The 19,807-nt window shown below is 62.6% G+C and carries 17 protein-coding genes and 1 riboswitch; of the genes, 9 read left to right on the top strand and 8 right to left on the bottom strand.

The window, feature by feature from the left end; all coding sequences use genetic code 11:
• Positions 1-20: 20 nt before the first annotated feature.
• Entirely contained in the window at positions 21-1,712 is a 1,692-nt protein-coding gene (locus EYW45_RS08570) for a thiamine pyrophosphate-dependent enzyme (RefSeq protein ID WP_161134951.1), read from the bottom strand.
• A 147-nt stretch (positions 1,713-1,859) separates the two neighbouring features.
• Between EYW45_RS08570 and EYW45_RS08565 the strand changes: the two genes are divergently transcribed.
• Complete coding sequence (locus EYW45_RS08565) at positions 1,860-2,813, top strand: LysR family transcriptional regulator (protein WP_161134950.1); 954 nt, start codon at positions 1,860-1,862, stop codon at positions 2,811-2,813.
• A gap of 4 nt (positions 2,814-2,817) precedes the next feature.
• Here the strand turns inward: EYW45_RS08565 and EYW45_RS08560 are convergent, their stop codons facing one another.
• Entirely contained in the window at positions 2,818-4,263 is a 1,446-nt protein-coding gene (locus EYW45_RS08560; protein ID WP_161134949.1) for a sodium:solute symporter family protein, read from the bottom strand.
• A 115-nt stretch (positions 4,264-4,378) separates the two neighbouring features.
• A riboswitch (TPP riboswitch) is annotated at positions 4,379-4,484 on the bottom strand.
• Positions 4,485-4,610: 126 nt separating this feature from the next.
• On the opposite strand from EYW45_RS08560, the gene EYW45_RS08555 reads away from it, so the two are divergent.
• The 3 genes from EYW45_RS08555 (at position 4,611) to EYW45_RS08545 (ending at position 7,356) form a co-directional block, all read left to right on the top strand.
• The gene (locus EYW45_RS08555; protein ID WP_161134948.1) at positions 4,611-5,393 is read left to right on the top strand and encodes a 3-oxoacyl-ACP reductase; all 783 of its coding nucleotides are present in this window, start codon (positions 4,611-4,613) and stop codon (positions 5,391-5,393) included.
• A 38-nt stretch (positions 5,394-5,431) separates the two neighbouring features.
• Positions 5,432-6,727 (top strand): LLM class flavin-dependent oxidoreductase, encoded by a 1,296-nt coding sequence (locus EYW45_RS08550; protein WP_161134947.1) that lies wholly within the window; start codon positions 5,432-5,434, stop codon positions 6,725-6,727.
• 128 nt (positions 6,728-6,855) lie between these two features.
• Positions 6,856-7,356: a hypothetical protein gene (locus EYW45_RS08545; RefSeq protein ID WP_161134946.1), complete on the top strand. Its 501-nt coding sequence runs from the start codon at positions 6,856-6,858 to the stop codon at positions 7,354-7,356.
• A gap of 111 nt (positions 7,357-7,467) precedes the next feature.
• On the opposite strand, the gene EYW45_RS08540 is transcribed toward EYW45_RS08545, so the two are convergent.
• On the bottom strand, positions 7,468-7,908 hold the full coding sequence (locus EYW45_RS08540) for an NUDIX hydrolase (protein WP_161134945.1): 441 nt from the start codon (positions 7,906-7,908) through the stop codon (positions 7,468-7,470).
• A gap of 165 nt (positions 7,909-8,073) precedes the next feature.
• On the opposite strand from EYW45_RS08540, the gene EYW45_RS08535 reads away from it, so the two are divergent.
• From EYW45_RS08535 to EYW45_RS08520, 4 genes are all read left to right on the top strand, one after another.
• Positions 8,074-9,978 carry a DUF4153 domain-containing protein gene (locus EYW45_RS08535; protein WP_161134944.1) on the top strand — a complete coding sequence of 635 codons (1,905 nt, stop codon included), beginning with the start codon at positions 8,074-8,076 and terminating at the stop codon, positions 9,976-9,978.
• A 114-nt stretch (positions 9,979-10,092) separates the two neighbouring features.
• On the top strand, positions 10,093-10,467 hold the full coding sequence (locus EYW45_RS08530; protein WP_161134943.1) for a DUF427 domain-containing protein: 375 nt from the start codon (positions 10,093-10,095) through the stop codon (positions 10,465-10,467).
• Positions 10,468-10,860: 393 nt separating this feature from the next.
• Complete coding sequence (locus tag EYW45_RS08525; RefSeq protein WP_328703605.1) at positions 10,861-11,211, top strand: DUF4168 domain-containing protein; 351 nt, start codon at positions 10,861-10,863, stop codon at positions 11,209-11,211.
• 604 nt (positions 11,212-11,815) lie between these two features.
• On the top strand, positions 11,816-12,145 hold the full coding sequence (locus tag EYW45_RS08520; RefSeq protein WP_161134941.1) for a virulence factor: 330 nt from the start codon (positions 11,816-11,818) through the stop codon (positions 12,143-12,145).
• Between the two features lie 61 nt (positions 12,146-12,206).
• Here the strand turns inward: EYW45_RS08520 and EYW45_RS08515 are convergent, their stop codons facing one another.
• The 3 genes from EYW45_RS08515 to EYW45_RS08505 form a co-directional block, all read right to left on the bottom strand.
• On the bottom strand, positions 12,207-12,476 hold the full coding sequence (locus EYW45_RS08515) for a DUF1488 family protein (RefSeq protein WP_161134940.1): 270 nt from the start codon (positions 12,474-12,476) through the stop codon (positions 12,207-12,209).
• Positions 12,477-12,624: 148 nt separating this feature from the next.
• The gene (gene serS, locus EYW45_RS08510) at positions 12,625-13,974 is read right to left on the bottom strand and encodes a serine--tRNA ligase (protein ID WP_161134939.1); all 1,350 of its coding nucleotides are present in this window, start codon (positions 13,972-13,974) and stop codon (positions 12,625-12,627) included.
• Positions 13,975-14,073: 99 nt separating this feature from the next.
• Positions 14,074-15,378 (bottom strand): replication-associated recombination protein A, encoded by a 1,305-nt coding sequence (locus EYW45_RS08505; RefSeq protein ID WP_161134938.1) that lies wholly within the window; start codon positions 15,376-15,378, stop codon positions 14,074-14,076.
• A gap of 124 nt (positions 15,379-15,502) precedes the next feature.
• Between EYW45_RS08505 and EYW45_RS08500 the strand changes: the two genes are divergently transcribed.
• A complete protein-coding gene (locus EYW45_RS08500; RefSeq protein ID WP_161134937.1) occupies positions 15,503-16,696 on the top strand; it encodes a lactonase family protein in 1,194 nt (397 codons plus the stop codon).
• A gap of 84 nt (positions 16,697-16,780) precedes the next feature.
• Here the strand turns inward: EYW45_RS08500 and lolA are convergent, their stop codons facing one another.
• Together lolA and EYW45_RS08490 are read right to left on the bottom strand one after the other, a co-directional pair.
• Complete coding sequence (gene lolA / locus EYW45_RS08495) at positions 16,781-17,416, bottom strand: outer membrane lipoprotein chaperone LolA (protein WP_161135398.1); 636 nt, start codon at positions 17,414-17,416, stop codon at positions 16,781-16,783.
• On the bottom strand, positions 17,416-19,779 hold the full coding sequence (locus EYW45_RS08490; RefSeq protein WP_202444641.1) for a DNA translocase FtsK: 2,364 nt from the start codon (positions 19,777-19,779) through the stop codon (positions 17,416-17,418). The genes lolA and EYW45_RS08490 overlap by 1 nt, the downstream gene beginning before the upstream one ends.
• Positions 19,780-19,807 lie beyond the last annotated feature (28 nt).

Here is a 19,807-nt window from a genome sequence, read left to right as displayed (position 1 = left end):
AGGCAACCCCGCAGATATCGCTATGCCGGGTTGGGACGCAGTCTCAACCCAGCAATGCTGTCCACCCCGTCCGGCAGGATCGCCGCCAGGCTCGTGCGGACTTCGATGAAGTAAGGCATGCGTGCCGTTAGCCCGCGTTGAATCGCCGCATCTACCTCGTCGGCCTGCGTCACATACTCGGCTTGCATGCCGAACGCCCGTGCCATCATCACGAAATCCGGACTCGCCAGGTTCGTGCCCACATATCGGCCGGGGTACGTGCGCGCCTGGTGCAGGCGGATCGAGCCGTAGCAATTATTGTTCGAAACGATGAACAGTATGGGCAGTTGCCGCTCCGCTGCCGCCATCATTTCGTTGCCGGTCATCATGAAGCCGCCATCGCCGATCACGCACACCACGCGCGCAGCGGGATATCGCAACTGCGCGGCAATCGCGGCCGGCGTGCCATAGCCCATCGCGCCCGATTGCGACGCCATCAACCGCTGCGGGTAAACGAAGGGAAAATGTCGATAGACGGGTGCCGCAAAGGTGCCGGCATCCAGGCAGATCATCACATCGTCCGTGGCGGCCTCGGCCAGCGCCCGCACCACATTGACGAAGGGAACGCCATCCGCTGCAGTGCAAACCGGCCATGCCGCACGGCGATCGTGGATGCCGCGCAGCGATGCCGCCCACGCTTCGCGCGCCGCGCGATCGCCTTCGGCCGGCATCGCGCTCAGGGCACGTGCACACGCGATGGGGTCGCCAACCAGCCCCACATCGGCGGCGAAATGCTGATTGACGATGTGCGCATCGGCAAAGCAATGCACCAGCCGTTGCGACGGTCTCGGGTGCTGCGGAAACGTATACCCCTGCGTCGTCACATCACCCAATCGCGTGCCGAGCGCCAGAATCAGATCGCTGGATTCAAATGCCGCCAGTTGATCGGCGGGATTGGCCAGGTCCAGGTTGCCGGCATATAGCGGGTGCGTGTTGGGAAACACATCGTGCCGGCGAAAGGCGACCGCCACGGGAATATGGAAGGTCTCGGCCAGCGTCAATAATGCGGCCCGCCCGCCTTCGGCTTCGAACGCCCCACCCGCGATAATGAGCGGTCGATTCGACGCCGCGATCAATGCGTGCACGTGCGCCAGCCCGGTGGCATCGGGTTGCGTCGCACTGGACGCTGGCACCGTCCATGCCGGTTGTGAAACGGCTTGCTGCTGCACATCCTCCGGAATCACGAGCACCACCGGCCCAGGCGTGCCCGACACGGCCACCCGCATCGCTTTGAAAGCCGCCTCGGCCAGCGCTTCGGGAGACGTGACCTCGCACACCCATTTCGCAATCGATCCGAACATTCTTTGGTAGTCGATTTCCTGAAAGGCCTCGCGGCGCAGATCCTTCTTGGGCACCTGTCCCACGATCAGCAATAGCGGCACGGCATCCTGCTGGGCGGCATGCAAACCGATGGCGGCATTGGTGGCGCCGGGTCCGCGGCTCACCATGACGACGCCGGGCCGCCCGGTGAGCTTGCCGTCGGCGCACGCCATGAAGCTCGCGCCCCCCTCATGTCGGCACGTCACCACATCCACCTCGGGAAAGTCGCTCAATGCGTCGAGCACGCCAAGGTAGCTCTCCCCCGGGACGACGAAAACGCGGTCGACGCCGTTCGCCGTCAGCGTGTCGAGCAGGGCATGGGCGGACGTGTTCAGCTTGGTCAACGCAGTCATCGGCCTGCCATCCTCACCAGAGAAAAGACCGAAAACCGGCCTTCGATCTGCGCAGTGTAGATTGCCCCGGATGTGCCAAATAGGCATACTTTGCCTATCAGATATACATAAACTGCACGTACAAGGATGCGTGATGGCGGTGGTGCAATGGACTTGAGAAAGATCGAGAACCTGATCCAGGTCGCCGACTACGGCAGCTTTTCCAAAGCGGCCTCCGTGATTGGCGTCGCGCAATCGGCGCTTGGCCGCCAGGTGCGCAAGCTCGAAGAGGAATGTGGCTGCCCCCTGCTGTATCGCAATGGGCGCGGGGTGTCACTCACCCCTGAAGGTGAAAAGCTGCTGGATCGCCTGCGCCCGCTCCTGCGGCAAATGGATGCGGTGGTGTCCGCCTTTCACGACGATCAGCGCTCGCCTTCAGGTCAGGTCACGGTAGGGCTCACCCCCACCCTGTGCAAAATGATCGGCATGCGGCTGATCGCCGATCTTTGGCAAAAACATCCGCGCATTCAATTGAACATCGTGACCGGCTATAGCGGCTACGTACATGAGTGGCTGACCAATGCACGCGTGGATATCGCGGTGCTCCACGACGCACGGCGCTCGCAGCATCTGGTGGTGGATCCGCTGGCGGAACTGCGCCTGGCGCTCGTTTCGCCCAGGCAAGCGCTCTCACCGAACGCGCGGCGGTTGACGGAGATCGACGTGAAGCAGTTGCAAGGATTGCCGCTCGTGCTGCCGACCAAAAATCACGGCCTGCGCCGAACGGTGGAATACGCGGCCAGCCAGGCGGGCGTCACGCTCGACGTGGTGTTTGAAGTCGACGCGCTCGATCTGATGAACGACATCGTGGTGCGGGGCATGGCCCACACCGTGCTCGCCGCCCCGGCCTTCCAGGCCGAACTGACGGCGGGCACCGTCGTGGCCAGAACGCTGGTCAACCCGGGCGTGTCCACAAAACTGATGCTGGCGACCGCATCGAGCCGGCCGCTCACGCAAGCCGTAAAAGTGGTGCACGAGACGCTGCGCGATTTGATGCGCGAGATGGCATTGAGCCCCGCCCACGGCGGTTACCTGTCGCTTGCGCAGCCTGCAGCCACCTAGGCGATCAACGGTCCAGCTTGCGCACCGCCGCAGCGAGCGTCGAAAACTCGAACACCTTGGCCGTCTTGCCGGCAAACGCTTGCATCAGCAAGATGACGGCGACCGGCACAAAGGTCGCGACCAGAAACGACTCCAGCAGATATACGGGCTTTTCGCCCGGTGCCGGAAAGAGCAGCAGCCCCGTGACGAGCCCGAACGCGGTGCCGACCACCGCGCGCCATCCATTATGGTGCTTGCTGAACAACCCGTAGAACACCGGAAACGCCGCCGCGGAGCAGAGCAAGTCGGCAAGCAAAAAGAGGTACAGCACGCTGTAGCCTTGCGCGGCCACGATCATCACCGGGATCGCCAGCAGCACGATCAAGCTGCGCGACAGCTGCATCATCTTTTCGCTGGTGGCGTTGGGCAGCAGGCGGCCCATATCGATGGCGATCAGGCTCGACACGGCGCTGATGGCGCTGTCGGCTGTGCTCATCACCAGGGCCAGTCCCAGCGGAATCAGGGCAAAGGCAAACCAGTCGGGGATGTGCGGCATGATCAGCGCAAACACGGCAACCGAGCTGTCGCCATTGGGCACCAGCGCCTTGAACGCCAATCCGAACAAGCCCATGATGAAGATGAACGGCATCACCATCAGTCCGCCGAACAAAAATCCGTTGCGTACCGTGCCGGCATCGCGTGAGGCGTAGATGCGCTGCCAGGCGCCCTGATGGAAAAGCCCTGTGAGCAGAATGGCCACGAAAAAGGTCAGCCCCGCCTTGATTCCTACCGGATCGGTAAAGCTCAGCATCTGCGGCGCGCTCAGGCGCAACGCGTCGATGGTGGGCATCACGCCACCCGCGGCTTTCCAGCCGAAGTAGAACAGCACGCCCAGGAGCGGCAGAATCACGAGCACCTGCACCTTGTCGGTAAAGATCGAAGCGCGCAGCCCGCCGTATGACGTATAGATCAACGTGGCGGCCATCACGATCGCGGCCGTCTGCCACAGCGGCACCGGAGCGATCAAGGTCACGAGCTTGGCGATCGCGGTGATCTCGGCCGACAGCGCGATGAAGAGATAGAACAGCATGATGGCCAGCGTGAGCCCATACATGCCACGGCCATAGCGGGCCATGATGAATTCGGTGAGCGAATGGCCGGCCGGCATGACCTCACGCATCCGTTTGCCCAACGGAATCATCGCCAATCGCGGCGACATCGCGCCGATCGCGTAGCCCAGCACCGCGCCGATGCCACCCCACGCGGCGGCCTGTGCCGGCGAAAAAAGGATCCAGCCACCCAATGTGGACGCCAACAAGGTCGCCATCGTGGCCAACGTATTCTGGCTATTGCGTGCGATAACGTAGTCTTCGAGGCCACCCAGCACGCGGCGGGCGTACAACACACTGGCGAGCGCGAAGCCGCCGCTGAAAAGGATCAGCCACGTGATGACGGATGCGGTGCTGCGCATGATGAAGAGCCTGCGGAGTGACGACGCGCTGCACGACGCCCGATCGAAGGGCGTGGACGACGGCAGAAGTGCAGCGATGCCGGATTGCAAAAAAACCGGACACGCAGGCGCAAAGATGGATAGCGATTTCCTTCCCTTCGCCGGCATGACCCGGATCAGGTTCGAAGGGTGACCGCAAGACGCGGAATCTCAGCCCAGACAGGGCTCCCCCAGGAACAAGCGGCAAGAGTAGGCAACCGCCTACCGTTTGTCAATGCGCGCCGGCGATCCCGATGTGCTAATTTCGCGGCTTGTTTGCCAGCACCGCCTTTCGTTGCGCGTGCGGCTTTGCCTTTAGGATGACCACCATGTCCACCCCGTCGCTGTCACCGCGTTTAAATGAGCAGTTGGTTCTCGTGACCGGCGCCGGCCGCGGCCTCGGCGCCCACATCGCACGCGCGTTTCTGCGCGAAGGCGCGCGGGTCGTGATCAACTATCTCAATAGCGAAGCGGCCGCCGAAGCGATCGAAGGCGAAGCGCCCGAGCGCGCGCTCGCCGTGCGGGCCGATGTATGCGACCCGGAAAGCGTTGCAGCCATGATCGCCGCCGCGCGCAAGCATTTCGGCGCGCCGGTGACCACTGTCGTCAACAACGCCTTGCCGCGTTTTCAGTTCAATGGGGATGCCCGACCGCATGCGGATACGCTCACCTGGGAAAGCCTGAATCAGCAAATGGAAGGCATCCTGCGCGGTGCCTTGAATACCATCCAGGCCACGCTGCCGGGCATGCGCGAAGCGGGGTTCGGCCGCATCATCAACGTCGGCACCAATCTCGTTCAGAACCCCGTGGTGCCTTATCACGATTACACGGCCGCCAAGGCTGCCCTGCTCGCTTTCACGCGCACGATGTCGCAAGATCTGGGCGCCGACAACATTACGGTCAACATGGTGTCGGGCGGCTTGCTGCGCACCACCGATGCGTCCGCGGCCACGCCCGAAGCCGTGTTCGATCTGATCGCGGCCAGCACCCCGCTCAAGCGCGTCACCACACCGGCCGAGTTTGCGGATGCATTGATGTTTTTTGCGTCGCCCTGGTCGCGTTCGGTCACGGGTCAGAACCTCGTGGTCGATGGCGGACTGGTCAAGAACTGACGCGGCGAATCAACACCGTGAAAAACGATTCATCCCGCATGCTGCACCTCAATCTTTTCATCTTCGCTTGCGGCCACCACCGCGCGGCCTGGCGCCATCCCGACTCCACCGTCGAGCGCCTGGGCGACATCAGCTACTACGAAGAACTCGCGCAACTCGCCGAACGCGGTAAGTTCGACGCCGTGTTCTTCGCCGATGGCGCCTCGGTCGATACGGTTGCCGACGGCCCACGCTGGTTTTTGGAGCCGCTTACCGCGATGTCGGCGATGAGCCGTGCGACCCGACATATCGGTCTGATCAGCACGGTGTCGAGCACCTTCTACACGCCGTTCCATACTGCACGCCTGATGGCGTCGCTCGACCATATTTCCCATGGCCGCATGGGCTGGAACGTGGTCACGTCCATGTTCGATGCGGAGGCCCGCAACCACGGCTACGACGCGATGCCCGAGCACGCGTGGCGCTATGCGCGCGCCGAAGAGTTTGTGGATGCCGTCATCGCGCTGTGGGACTCGTGGACCGACGATGCGCTGCTGCACGATCGGGGCGGCGACTACGCCCATCCCGATCGCGTGCGGGCGATCGATCATCATGGCGAGCACTTTCGCGTCGATGGCCCGTTGACCGTGCCCCGCATGCCGCAAGGCCATCCCGTGCTGTTTCAGGCGGGCGCTTCGGATCAGGGCCGCGATCTGGCCGCGCGCCGCGCCGAGGCGATTTATGCCGTGGCCTATGACATGGCCGCCGCGCAGGCTTACTACCGCGATATCAAGCGGCGCGTACGGGAAGCCGGTCGGCACGACCCGGTGCCCATCATGCCGGGCCTGGTCACTTACGTGGGCTCAACGGAGGCCGAAGCGCAAGCCAAGCAGCGTGAACTGGATGTGCTGCTGCCCGCGGACGCCTCACTGCGCCAGTTGTCGACCTTTACCGCACAGGATTGCAGCCAGTGGGAGCTCGATGCGCCGGTGCCGAAACTGCCGCCGATGCACGAGTTCAAAGGCCCGCAAGGTCGCTACGGCACGATCTTGCGCATCATCGAAACCGAGCAGCCCACCGTGCGCCAATTGCTGGGCCGGCTTGCCGCCGGCGGCGGGCATTGCACGATGGTGGGCACGCCCGAGCAGATCGCCGACCGCATGGAAACGTGGTTTCGCAACGAGGCCGCCGACGGCTTCAATCTGATGCCGCCGAGCTTGCCCGGCTCGATCGAGGATTTCGTGGATCACGTGGTGCCGGTGCTGCAACGCCGCGGACTCTTTCGTACCGAGTACGACGCGAGCACGCTTCGCGGCCATCTCGGCCTCAGCCGCCCAGATCTCAAGTCCAGTTGAAAACGCCGCACGGTAACGGCGATTTCCGGGCCGATATCGCGATAGATTGCGCGTGTCTCAACTCAACGCGCGACGGTCCTTCGGCCTGAACCTGGTGCAGGCGGAAACGCGATACGCGCGCTTCGCTCATGATGTTCATCGCTCGCGCCATGACGGCGTTATCCGCGTTCCGCCGCACCAGCGTCAACACACCTGCAGCGGCGCCGGCACGCGCAGTTCCCGACGTCATCACCCTGCCGCCCGTCAAAGCGCTGTTTCTGTGCGGCTCGCCCCCAGGCTCGCGCAGGCGTCTGATCGACGTCGGGCGCGACATTACGTTTCCCGCACAAGGCAGCGCACCCGATCTCGTCGTCTCGCCACACGCGCCCAATGACGTGCGCTACGAGGTCTGCACGCTGCATCCATCCGTCGATCTCGTCCGGCTCGCAGCCGTTGGCGCGCAGTTCGATCTTTCGCGCCTCGGGCAGATTCAGGTATGGCAAGCGGGAGTGGTCGTGGCGGCACAGTCGCCGTCCGACTGCCTCGCGCTGCGCTGCCGGCATCTCTACGAGGATGAAGCGGTGTATCTCGCCGCTTACCTCCGTTCGATCGGCCGCCGATGGAATGATCCTGATCAGCGAAGCTGTTGAGTCGCGTCGCGTTTCCTTTGCTTCAGCCGCGTTGCCTTGGCGTGCGTGAAGCGCGCTGAAGCGCGCTGTTTCAACAATGTTTGAACTGCGCGGCGTAGATCGCGCGTCGGATCAGCGCGCCGCCTGCATCGCCATGCCGAGCATGTAGGCGGCCAGACGTGATTTCAAATGCGGCACAGCGTTCACTTCCTTCAGAAACGCATTGATCGGCATCAGCGACCAGCGCTGCCCTTCTTCGCCAAACTTGATGGCGTCAACCGCCTCCTGCTCGATGCGGGCCACAAAAAAATAGCTGCCCAGACCGCCCGCCTCGAGCGGCGCGTGCAAGCGCTCCCACACTACACGCTCCGGATCGACGATCAATCCAAACTCCTCGCGGGTTTCGCGCAGCGCACACGCAATGGGCGACTCGTCACCCTCGCGCCCGCCGCCGGCCAGATCCCACATGCCCCGATACGGAATCCCGTCTTTATCGTCGCGAAGATAGGTCAATACGTGTGCGCCGCACAGCAACGCGATCTTGGCGCCATCGAACGCCGGTCCATTCCACATCGGGTCTTGTCCTTCCTGATCATCCAGCCTCAGTGTAGACGTTGCGCCAGACCGGCCGGGGTGCAAGCGCAACGGCAAAGGTTTCAAAATCTCAACGATGCCGATGATCGATGGCGAATCCTGTATAAACGCCCGACCTCTTTTCATCCACGGTAATCCCTTCACGTGACGCCTTCGCAACCGCTGCCGCCGCTCGACCCGCTCGACGCCGCTCCGCCATCGCGCCTCCCTACTGCCTGGGGCCGCTCGGACAAGATCGTTTTAATCTGCGGCATTGCCGCTGCCATCCTGGCCGTGATTTATCACAGCATACTGACGACCGCGAAAATACCTTGGGCACAGCGATGGATACTGGCGTTTCCGTTGCACTGGTCCTGGCTGCTGCCACTGGCGATCGCCATGCTGGCGGATATGCGATCGCGCACGCGCTGGACCCTGGCGCTCGTCATTTACGGCGTGGCGTTGCCGGGGCTGAGTGCGCTCAGCCTGATCCCGCTGGGCAATCTGCCCCCGATCGAGCAGCGCGCATCCATGGTGGGCTATGAGCTCATGGGCACGACCGTACTCACCGCGATGCTGGGCTTCATCCTTCTACCCTTGATCAGCGCCTTCGATAGCAGGCAGCCGCTGGGCAACTACCCGCAGGTCTTTCGCGCAGCCTGGCGCATTGCGGTGCAAGGCGTTCTGGCGGGCGCCCTGTCGATGTGTGTGCTTACATTGATCTATCTGGGCGCGAAGATGTTTGCCATGATCGGCATGACGTTCCTGGAAAGTCTGTTCGGCGAAACCGTGTTCTGGCTGGCCGCCATGCCGGTGGCCTTCGCCGTCACGCTGATCGGGATTCAACGCCGCCCGCAATTGGCCACGGTGCTGCAGCGTTCGTGGCTTACGCTGAGTGCCTGGATGCTGCCGTTGGCCAGCGTGCTGGGTGTGACGTTTGCCGTCGCCTTGCTTGCACAACTCGCATTTGGATTACGTGCGGGGACGCTCTCGGCGGGCGTGCTGATCGGGTTTTCCGGCGTGTGGATCAAGTTGGTCAACGCAACATGGCAGGATGGCGGCGACACCGCCCCCTTCGGCCCGCGCCTGCAACGCGTGTTGCGCTGGAGCCTGTACTGCTTGCTGCCGCTCGCCGGATTGGCGCTCTATAACGTGGGCGTGCGCGTCGACCAGTACGGATGGACCGTATCGCGGATCTGGGCGGCCTTTGCAGCGCTGCTGGCGGTGATCTACAGTTTGGGTTATCTGTGCGCGGCGCTGCGTGCCACGCGGTTTCACGCCATCCTGGCACGCACCAATTACGTGGCGGCCTTTGCCGCGTTAGCCGTTTTGACGGCGCTGAATACGTCGCTTCTGGATCCCCGCCGCATCTCGGCCGAAAGCCAGACGCAGCGATTGATCGATGGCCGCCTGGCTCTCGAAGATTTCGAGTTTGGACTGCTGCGATCGCAAACCGATCAATATGGACGCGATGCCTTGCAACGATTGGCAGCAGGCGCGGCAAACGAACGCGATCCCAGAATTGCCGAACTGGCCAAACGATCGTTGGCCGGAGAATACATCAGCGACTCGGATCGCCGGCCGAAAGTACGCGCCATGCCGGCGATGACGGTGTTTCCTGCTGGAAGAACCGTGCCTGACGACTGGTGGCCAGCGGTTGAGGGCGACTATTTCTCCGATGTGGATGGTTGCATCGATATGGCCAACCGCCCCGATGCCGCCACCAAGCCACCGCATTGCAGCGTTATTTTTGCAGACCTGTCCGGCACAGGCCGCGAGGACCTGATCCTGTACGTGCCTGGCGTTTCACGTCCCCGCATTGCCGAGATTTTCCGCGTGTTCACGAAAAACAAATCGGGCACGTGGGAGCGTAGTGGGACCCTAGCGCGTGCGGAGGGCATCGAGGGCTTTGACGGCTTCGACGTGGCGGTGGCCAAGACGGATGACGGATCGCCGCCAGATGAAGGGGTCTCCGCGCTATCGGCACGCATCGCAGCCGGGGCCGTACGCACCGCGCCTCGAACGGATCGCGATCTCCTGATCGGCAACACGCGCCTCAAATTGCAGTAAGGGCGTGGCCGCTGCGTGAGTTCTCACACGCAGCGGCCACGTCGGGACTATATTGAAGATTCGCGCACGCTTGATTTGCCGCCCTGCGCGGCGGCGCTTGAGGAGCCACCCACCATGCCGGATATCAAACAGCCCGGGCCTGACCATCCCATCACCGTCACGCCCAATCCTTCGCACATCGTGATTTCCGCAAGCGGGAAGGTGATTGCCGACACCCACGCCGCCCTGACGCTGAAAGAAGCCAGTTACCCCGGCGTGCAGTACATTCCGCGCGATGATGTCGATATGTCGCTGCTCATACCCAGCGCGCATCGCACCTACTGCCCTTACAAGGGCGAGTGTGCTTACTACAGCATCGCAGGCGGCGACGCGCGATCGGTCAACGCAGTGTGGAGCTACGAGTCACCGTACGAGGCTGTTGCACAGATCAAGGAGCACCTGGCGTTCTACCCGGATCGCGTGCAGATCGAAGAAACCCCGGCCGGGTGAAGCCATCGGTATCTGGGTGAAGCGGTCGGTGGTTCTCGTCGAATCGACCGGCGTTGTGCAGGTACGGCTGCCAATAAGGCGTATCGCCGCGTGCGCGACGCTTTGGCATGACGCCGCAAGCGCGAAGCTTTGGTCTCACGCCGCAAGGGCCAAAGCATCGTAGGACTTTATTTGGTCGACTTACATCGAGCGACATTGCCCGGGGCGGGGCCTGCAATCTTCACAGGATCCTCATGCCGACACATGACTACACATAGGGAAACTTGATCCTCCGTGCCCATGTCGTCATCATGAATCGGACATGAACACGACTTAGGAGGCTTCATGCAGAAATCGACCAAAGCGCTTTTTTCAGCCACAGTACTTGCCGCAGCCGTGTCTTTCGGCCCCGTAATGGCCCAGAACGCGCCCGCTGCCCAAGCTCCCACGCAGTCTCAGATGCAGCCGGCTGTTGCCACCCCTTCGGATGCGCAGCTTCAAAAATTCACCGGCGCGGCCCAAAAGGTATCGGGCCTCGCTGAAACCTACCGTCCTCGAATCGAGTCCGCCAAGGACGACGCTGCCCGCGAAAAGATCTTCAAGGAAGCAGACGAAAAGATGGTCAAAGTCGTCAACGCCGATGGCCTGACGGTTGACGAGTTCAATGGCATCGGCCAAGCGGTCGAGCAGAACCCGCAACTGCAACAGCGCGTGCGCGAAATCGCGCAGAGCAAGACGCCCGCGAAGGCTAAATCCGGCGGTTGATGCGGATGAGCGTGGCGTGAGCCGTCGATCGTTCTGCCCGGGCCGGCAACACACGGTGGACGTCACCTCCCCAATCGCATGCAAGACGAAGCGCGCCGCCACTGCGGCGCGTTTTTTCGTCTGGCCAATCAAGACGTGGCACCCGCCGCTGGACGTTTCGTTGACAATGTCTTCGCCTTCGTCGGCAGCGATTTCTTCGTCGGGGCCGTCGCTGATCATTTGTCAGGCGCACATGCCATTAGGCGCATATGCGATTTGGCGGAAGACGGGCGGCGAAGGCGATACCTGCGGGCAAATGCGCCACCGGAATCGTCAACATCCGATGGCAATCGCCACCACATCAGCGATTTCGTAATTTATTGTAAATCGATCGCCCCACTCGCCGCCTCGACGTAGTGATTTCAATCGATTTCGACGTGAAACGCCACCCATGAAGGCGATCGGGCAATGTAGTCAACTATTTTGTAACAAGCCCAAAATCGTTGTTTGAGGTGTTGCGGCTTGTCGCTATTGCATGTGCATGGCTCCACCCCGCACACCGCGAATCACGCGAAAATGGGGCCGTTCTCTTCAAAAGCCGAATTCATCGGCGAGGTGATGCATCATGAAACGTTGGCTCATTGCGGGACTTGCAGCGCTAGGCGTACTGGCTTCGGCCTCCGCTTCGGCACGCGTGGACATCGGTGTGAATATCGGCGTGCCTGGCCCGTACTACTACGGTGGCCCGGTGTATCGCCCTGCCCCGCCCGTGTATTACTCCCCGGCACCGGTTTACTACCCGCCCGCCGTCGTCTACGAGGCACCGCGTTACTACCGTCCGGGACCGCCGCCCCCGCCTCCCTACTGGCGTGGCTATGGTCATGGACGTGACCACTGGCGCGGCGATTATCGTGGCGGACGGGGCGACTGGCATGGCCGTCGCGGCCGTGACTGAACCTGCGGCACAAACGAAAACGCCACGTTCAACGAACGTGGCGTTTTTTTCGTTCTCAACCTCAAGAAAAGTCGCCGCTGCCCAGGGGAATGGCGTCTTCGGAGGCGGGGGTGTCGAGCGCTTTGCCCGCAGCTGCCATGATTTCGGTACGGCCCCTCTCGAAGGCCGCTAGCAAGGCCGCGTCGGAAGCGTCCTTGGCGCCGAAATGCTGGGTCAGCGCTTCACTCGAAAGCTCGAATACACGGGTTTCGCCGTCCGGCATCACAGCGTTGAATCGCACGGCACCGTCGATTACGGTCGCTTCGGTTTTTGGGGAGGAAGGATTGCTCATTGCAGGGCTCCTGATAAAAATCCTGGAGCTTGTGTGAGCGCAGGTTTCGCGCCCGCGCCATCACGATAGTCTGCATCCTGCCGATGCCACGGGGCTGAACGAGCTCCACAACAACGTTATGCAAACCATCGCGACGACACGACGACGGTCACTGTGCGGTCAACGTGCTCACACCGCCCATGTACGGACGCAAGACCTCGGGCACAACGACACTGCCATCGGCCTGCTGACCGTTTTCGAGTACGGCCACGAGCGCGCGCCCGACCGCCAGTCCGGATCCATTGAGCGTATGCACCAGTTCGGTCTTGCCTTGCGCGTTGCGGAAACGGCCCTGCATGCGACGGGCTTGGAAGCTCTCGCAATTCGAGATGGACGAAATCTCGCGCCAGGTATTTTGCGCGGGCAACCACACTTCCAGGTCATACGTTTTGGCCGACGCGAAACCCATGTCGCCCGTGCACAGCAACATCACGCGATACGGCAGGCCCAGCGCCTGCAACACGGCTTCCGCATGGCCCACCATGCTTTCGAGCGCCTCGTACGATTGCTCGGGATGCGTGATCTGCACCATTTCGACTTTGTCGAACTGATGCTGGCGGATCATGCCGCGCGTGTCGCGCCCGCCGCTACCGGCTTCCGAGCGGAAGCACGGCGTGTGCGCCGTCAACTTGATCGGCAGATCGGCCAAGGGCGTGATCACGCCGCTGGCCACACTGGTCAACGTAATTTCGGAGGTCGAGATCAGGTATTGATCTTCACGCACATAAGGCTTGCCCTGCTCGTCGGATACCGGGCCGTCGTCCTCGCCGCCTTTGCTGACGGCAAACATGTCGTCCTTGAATTTCGGCAACTGGCTGGTGCCCAGCAACGTCGACGCGTTGACGATATAAGGCGTATAGCATTCGGTGTAGCCATGCGTGCCGCTTTGCAGGTCGAGCATGAACTGCGACAAGGCACGATGCAGGCGCGCGATCGGCCCGCGCATGAACGAAAAACGCGCACCCGACAGCTTGGCAGCCATGTCGAAGTCGAGCCCCAGCGGCTCGCCGAGCGCGACGTGATCGCGGGCCTCGAAAGCAAGCGGTTGGGGATCGTCAGTGGGCTGGGCAGCGCCCGGCACCCACCGGCGCACTTCCACGTTGTCGTCGCTGGATGCGCCTTGCGGCACACTGGCGTGCGGCATATTCGGCACCACGAGCAACATGTCGTTGAGCTGTGTTTGCAACGCCGCCAACGACTCCTCTTCGGCCTTGAGCTGGACGGGAATCGCTTGCGACTCCGCCATCACCGCGCTGGCATCCTCACCTTTCGACTTGAGCTGACCGATCTGCTTGGCCAGCGCGTTGCGGCGCGCCTGCAGCGTTTCGCAACTGACCTGCACCGCTTTGCGCTGAGACTCGAGCGTGTTGAAACGTTCGACGTCGAACGCATATCCACGGGCGTTGAGCCGCTCGACGACGGCGGTTAAGTCTTTACGCAGCAATGAAGGGTCTAGCATGGCTTGGGCTTTATTGAAAACGGTTGAGAATGGATTGCAAGCATAACGCGACTGGGATGCGCACGATAAGCCGGCAGCGGCTCGCTGCCGGGCCGATCCTCAGCCGTTGTTGGCGTCGTCGTCGAGCTTGCGCAGATGCGCGAGTTTTTCGGCGATTTTGATTTCGAGACCGCGCGGCACGGGTCGATACCACCCGGGATCGCCGATGCCGTCGGGCAGATAGGTCTCGCCCGCCGCATAGGCTTCAGGCTCGTCGTGGGCGTAGCGATAGGCATGACCGTGGCCGAGCGCTTTCATGAGCTTGGTGGGCGCATTGCGCAGATGCACGGGCACTTCACGTGACTTGTCTTTCTTGATGAAGGCGCGCGCTTCGTTGTAGGCCATGTAGCCCGCATTGCTCTTCGGTGCGATCGCCAGATAGATGGCGGCCTGGGCCAAGGCCAACTCGCCTTCGGGCGAACCGAGCCGCTCGAACGTAGCGGCCGCATCGTTGGCGACTTGCAGCGCGCGCGGATCGGCCAGGCCGATGTCTTCCCAAGCCATGCGCACGATGCGACGCGAGAGATATTTGGCATCGGCGCCGCCGTCGAGCATGCGGCACAGCCAGTACAACGCGGCGTCGGGATTGGAGCCGCGCACGGATTTATGCAGCGCCGAAATCTGGTCATAAAAGTTGTCGCCGCCCTTATCGAAGCGGCGCGCATTGAGCGTGAGCGCATTCTGCAGAAACGCGGCATCCACACGATCCACGCCGGCCGCGCGCGCGGCGGTGTCGGTTTGCTCCACGAGATTCAGCAATCGACGCGCATCGCCATCGGCGTAGCCCACCAGCGTATCCACCGCCGTCTCATCCAATTGCAGATGCGTGAGCACTTTCTCCTGTGCCCGCTCGACGAGCGACTTGAGCTCTTCGTCAGTGAGCGCCTGCAGCACATACACCTGCGCGCGCGACAGCAACGCCGAGTTGACTTCGAACGACGGATTCTCGGTGGTGGCACCGATGAAGGTCACCAAGCCCGATTCAACGAACGGCAACAAGCCGTCCTGCTGGCTTTTATTGAAGCGGTGAATTTCGTCGACGAACAGGATCGTCTTCTTGCCGAGCGCCAGATTGTGCTCGGCCTGTTCCATCGATGCGCGAATTTCCTTGACGCCGGAAAACACGGCAGAAAGCGCAATGAACTCGTAACCGAAGGCGCTCGCCGTCAATCGCGCGAGCGTCGTTTTGCCCACGCCAGGCGGGCCCCACAAAATCATCGAATGCGGCTTGCCCGACTCGAAGGCGAGACGCAGCGGCTTGCCTTGACCGATCAGGTGGGATTGCCCGATCACCTCGTCCAGGCTCGCCGGCCGGAGCGCCTCGGCGAGCGGCGCAACAGGTGCGGTTTGAAACAGATCGGCCATGAGCGTCAGTATGAAGAAGAAGGTGCGAAGGTAAGATAACCGGATACCGGCAGCACATCCTCCATTACAACATGGCCGCGTTCCGGTTCTCCCGGCACAGCGGCCTCTGCGCAAAAGGTCCCCCATGTCGCCATCCGCCCTGCATTTCCCCCATCGCTATGCCTACGTGGGCACGTTCACGCACGATGCGCCGGGCGGCACCGCCGGAGGACCGAGCGCCGAAGGGATCTACGTGTTTGCCGTGGACGACGCCGATGCCATCTGGACGCCTGTCCAGGTCGTGGCGTCGGAAAACCCGTCCTTTCTCGCCCTGCATCCGAAGCGCCCCTATCTGTACGCAGTGAACGAAATCGACACCTATCTGGGCATGCAGACCGGCACCGTCGAGGCCTACTCGATCGATGCGACGACCGGCAAGCTGACGCTGCTCAATCGCCAACCGCTTTCACTGTCGCAATCGGGTGCCGCGCCGGCGCACCTGGGCGTCACGCCGGATGGCAAATACGTGGTGGTGGCACTCTACGGCGGCGGTGCGTATGCCCTGTTGCCGATCGGTCTGGACGGTCGTCTGGATTCCGTGTCCGATCTGCACATCGTGTCGGGCAAGGGGGTGCATGCGACGCGTCAGGAAGCGCCGCACCCGCACATGGTGGCCTTCGATGCCGAAGGCGGCTTCGTGCTGGCGACCGACCTGGGTACCGATCGCTTGAACGTGTTCAAGATCGAGCAGGACAAGTTGCACCTGCATCACCAGGCGTCGGCCGAGCCTGGCGCGGGGCCGCGACACGTGGCATTCGATCGTTCGCATGCGCGCATTTTCGTCACCAATGAGCTCACCGGCACGTTGGCTGTGTACGGCTACGATCCGGCCACCGGAACGGTGCTGGCACGCGATCACGTGGTGGATGCACCGCCTGTGGAAAAACCCAATGAGCCCGATGCCTCAGCCGTCATCGTGCATCCGTCGGGACAGTATCTGTATGCCAGTCACCGTGCGCAAAAAGCCACTGACGATCCCGCGAGCGAAAGCGTGTCGGTGTGGGCGATCGACGACGCCACCGGCGCGTTGACGCTGGTGCAACGCTGGACCGAAGGCGTGGTGTTTCCGCGTGCGTTGACGCTGTCGCACGACGGTCGTTTTCTTTACGTGCTCAATCAGAAAAACGATGACATCCTGCGCCTGACGATCGGAGCAGACGGCAGCTTGCGCGATCTGCTGCGCGTGGCCGACGTGCCGACGCCGGTGTGTCTGGTGCTCACGCCGCGCACCGATACCGATCAGGATGCCAGCGACACGCCGGGCGCCCAGACGTCCTGACCGAACGCGATCGGGGCTGAGCAAACGTGATCGAGCCCGATCGGGACGGATGGGGCCTGGCTAGGCTCGACCAGCCCATCCGATTTACATCTTCACGACGTCCACACCGGCGGGCGCGGTGAACTGAAACTCGGATGCCGGCAAGGAGGGGTTGGGCTTCCAGCCCGACAGCTCGACGCGGGTGGTTTGGCCGAACGTGTCGAGCAACTCGATGCGGGCCGGCTGGTTATTGGTGAACCCGATATCCACTTGCGAGAACCCGGCGTCGGCATTGCGCGGTTTGGCGCGCAGCCAGGCCAGTCCATCCTTGGCCGGCAAGCTGGTCACGTTGAACGACGCGTCCAGAGAACCCGATCCGAACAAAATCGCGGCGGGCGACGTACCGATGGCCTGATCCACCTGGCGCTGCGTGACCTGCGCCAGATCGGGGTCGTATTGATAGACCTGTTTGCCGTCGGACACGATGACTTGTTCGTAAGGCGTTTTCACGGCCCACTTGAATTTGCCCGGTCGCGAGAACGAAAACGCGCCGCTTTGGGGCGTTTGCGCACGCCCTTGCGTGGTCGTGGTGGACTGGCGAAACGAGCCGGTCGCGCCGGTCACGTTCTTCACGAATGCCTTGAGTTGATCCTGCGCGCTCGGCGCGCCCTGCGCGTGCCCCAGCAACGGGCACAGGCCCAAAGCAGCCACGGCGATCATCTTGGTAAAGGTACGGCTCATCATGCTTCCTCTCTGGTCGGAACCAGGATTTCTCGGTTGCCATTGGATTGCATGGGGGACACCATGCCCGCCTGCTCCATTTGCTCGAGCAGACGCGCAGCCCGGTTGTAGCCGATACGCAGGTGACGTTGCACCAGCGAAATCGACGCACGCTTGTTTTTCAGCACCACCTCGCAGGCCTGATCGTACATAGGATCGGACTCGGCGTCCGACGACCCCGCGCCGCCACCGGCACCATCGCCGGCATCCCCTTCGATACCGCCCTCGAGCAAGCCTTCGATGTAATTGGGTTCGCCCTGCTGCTTGAGGTGATCGACCACCCGGTGAACTTCCTCATCCGATACAAACGCGCCGTGCACACGCACCGGCAACCCGGTGCCGGGCGGCATGTAGAGCATATCGCCCTGGCCCAGCAGGGTTTCGGCACCCATCTGATCGAGAATTGTGCGCGAGTCGATCTTGGACGACACCTGGAACGCAATGCGGGTGGGAATGTTGGCCTTGATGAGGCCAGTAATCACGTCCACGCTGGGGCGCTGGGTGGCGAGCACCAGGTGAATCCCCGATGCCCGGGCCTTCTGCGCCAGACGCGCGATCAATTCTTCGATCTTCTTGCCCACCACCATCATCAGGTCGGCCAGCTCGTCGATCACCACGACGATCATGGGCAGGGGCTGCAGCGGCTCGGGCGCATCGGGGGTGAGCGAGAACGGGTTGGGAATCGGCTCTTCGCGTTTGATGGCGTCGCGAATCTTGGCGTTGTAGCCCGCGAGGTTACGCACCCCCATCTTGCTCATCAAGCGATAGCGTTTTTCCATCTCGCCTACGCACCAGTTGAGCGCGTTGGCCGCGTGGCGCATGTCGGTCACGACCGGCGCCAGCAGGTGGGGAATGCCTTCGTAGACGCTCATTTCGAGCATCTTGGGGTCGATCAGAATCAGACGCGTGTGACTGGCGTCGGCCTTGTACAGCAGCGAGAGGATCATGGCATTGATCCCCACCGATTTGCCCGACCCGGTGGTACCGGCCACCAGCACATGCGGCATCTTGGCCAGATCCGCAACGACCGGATTGCCGGCGATGTCCTTGCCCAGCGCCATGGTCAGCACCGACGACGGCGCGTGATAGGTTTGCGACCCCAGAATCTCGGACAGCTTGACCATCTGCCGACGCGGGTTGGGCAGTTCCAGACCCATCAGGTTCTTGCCGGGAATCGTTTCGACCACACGAATGCTGACCAAGCTGAGCGCGCGCGCCAGATCCTTGGCGAGATTGACGACCTGACTGCCCTTCACACCCGTGGCAGGCTCGATTTCATAGCGCGTGATGACCGGACCGGCCTGCGCGGCCACCACAATCACCGACACGCCGAAGTCGGCCAGCTTCTTCTCGATCAGGCGCGACGTGAACTCGATGGTCTCGGCGGAAACGGTTTCGACGGCAGGCGCAGGCGGATCCAGCAGGCCGAGCGCCGGCAGATCGCCCTCACCCGCCGGCGGCGTGAACAGCGTTTGCTGCTTTTCGCGCTCGGCGCGATCCGAACGCGGCACGGTGACCACCGCAGGCTCGATGCGCACCGGCTGCTCGTGCACCAGCTTTTCCTGCTTGGTGGCCACTTGCTCGGTACGCACGGCCTTGGCCACTTCGCCCACTTTGCGGTCGGCGCGGGCCGTGTACGAATTGCGCGTACGCGTAAACAAGCCCTCGATCGACGCACCCACGCGCTCGGCCAGATGCAGCCAAGAAAACGAGAAGAAGAGCGACAGGCCCACCGCCAGCATCACCAGCAACGCCATGGTGGCGCCCGTGAAACCGACACCGCGGGTAAGGGCATCGGACAGCGTGCGGCCGATCACGCCGCCCGCGCCGCTGCCGCCATCGGCCGCGCCGGGCAACTGCATGCCCCAGCTATACAAACGCAAGGCTTCCAGGCCCACTGAGCCGGTGAGCAACAGCAAAAAGCCGATGCCCTGCTCCCAGTGCACGCGCGCCAGGGGCTCGGGTTCGCGCCCATTGGTGACCTTCAAATGGCTGGCCAGGCGGCGGTAGCCGGCGCGCACGCGATGCAGCAACAGCACGACCCACCACCAGGCAGAGAAGCCGAAGAGATAGAAAAGAATATCGGAGAGGTAGGCACCGATCGTGCCGCCACGGTTATAGATCGTGTCGCCGGCCACGGAGTGGGACCAGCCGGGATCGTGCTCGCTCCAGGTGGCCAGCACGAGCGCGAGCCAGACGGCGAGTGCGGCGAAGAGAATCCAGCGCGCTTCTCGCATCAGCGAGGAGAGCCGGGTCTGGAGGGGCGTGGGCCCGTTACGGGTGTTGCGCGAGGCGCGCGGCGAGGCTGTAGAGATACGGGGCATGCGGCTCATTATAATTGGGTGTTACCCC

This window comes from Schauerella aestuarii (assembly GCF_009866805.1).
Lineage (GTDB): Bacteria > Pseudomonadota > Gammaproteobacteria > Burkholderiales > Burkholderiaceae_B > Schauerella > Schauerella aestuarii.
The sequence above is the reverse complement of the archived record's forward strand: the minus strand, read 5'-3'. Positions and strand labels throughout refer to the sequence as shown.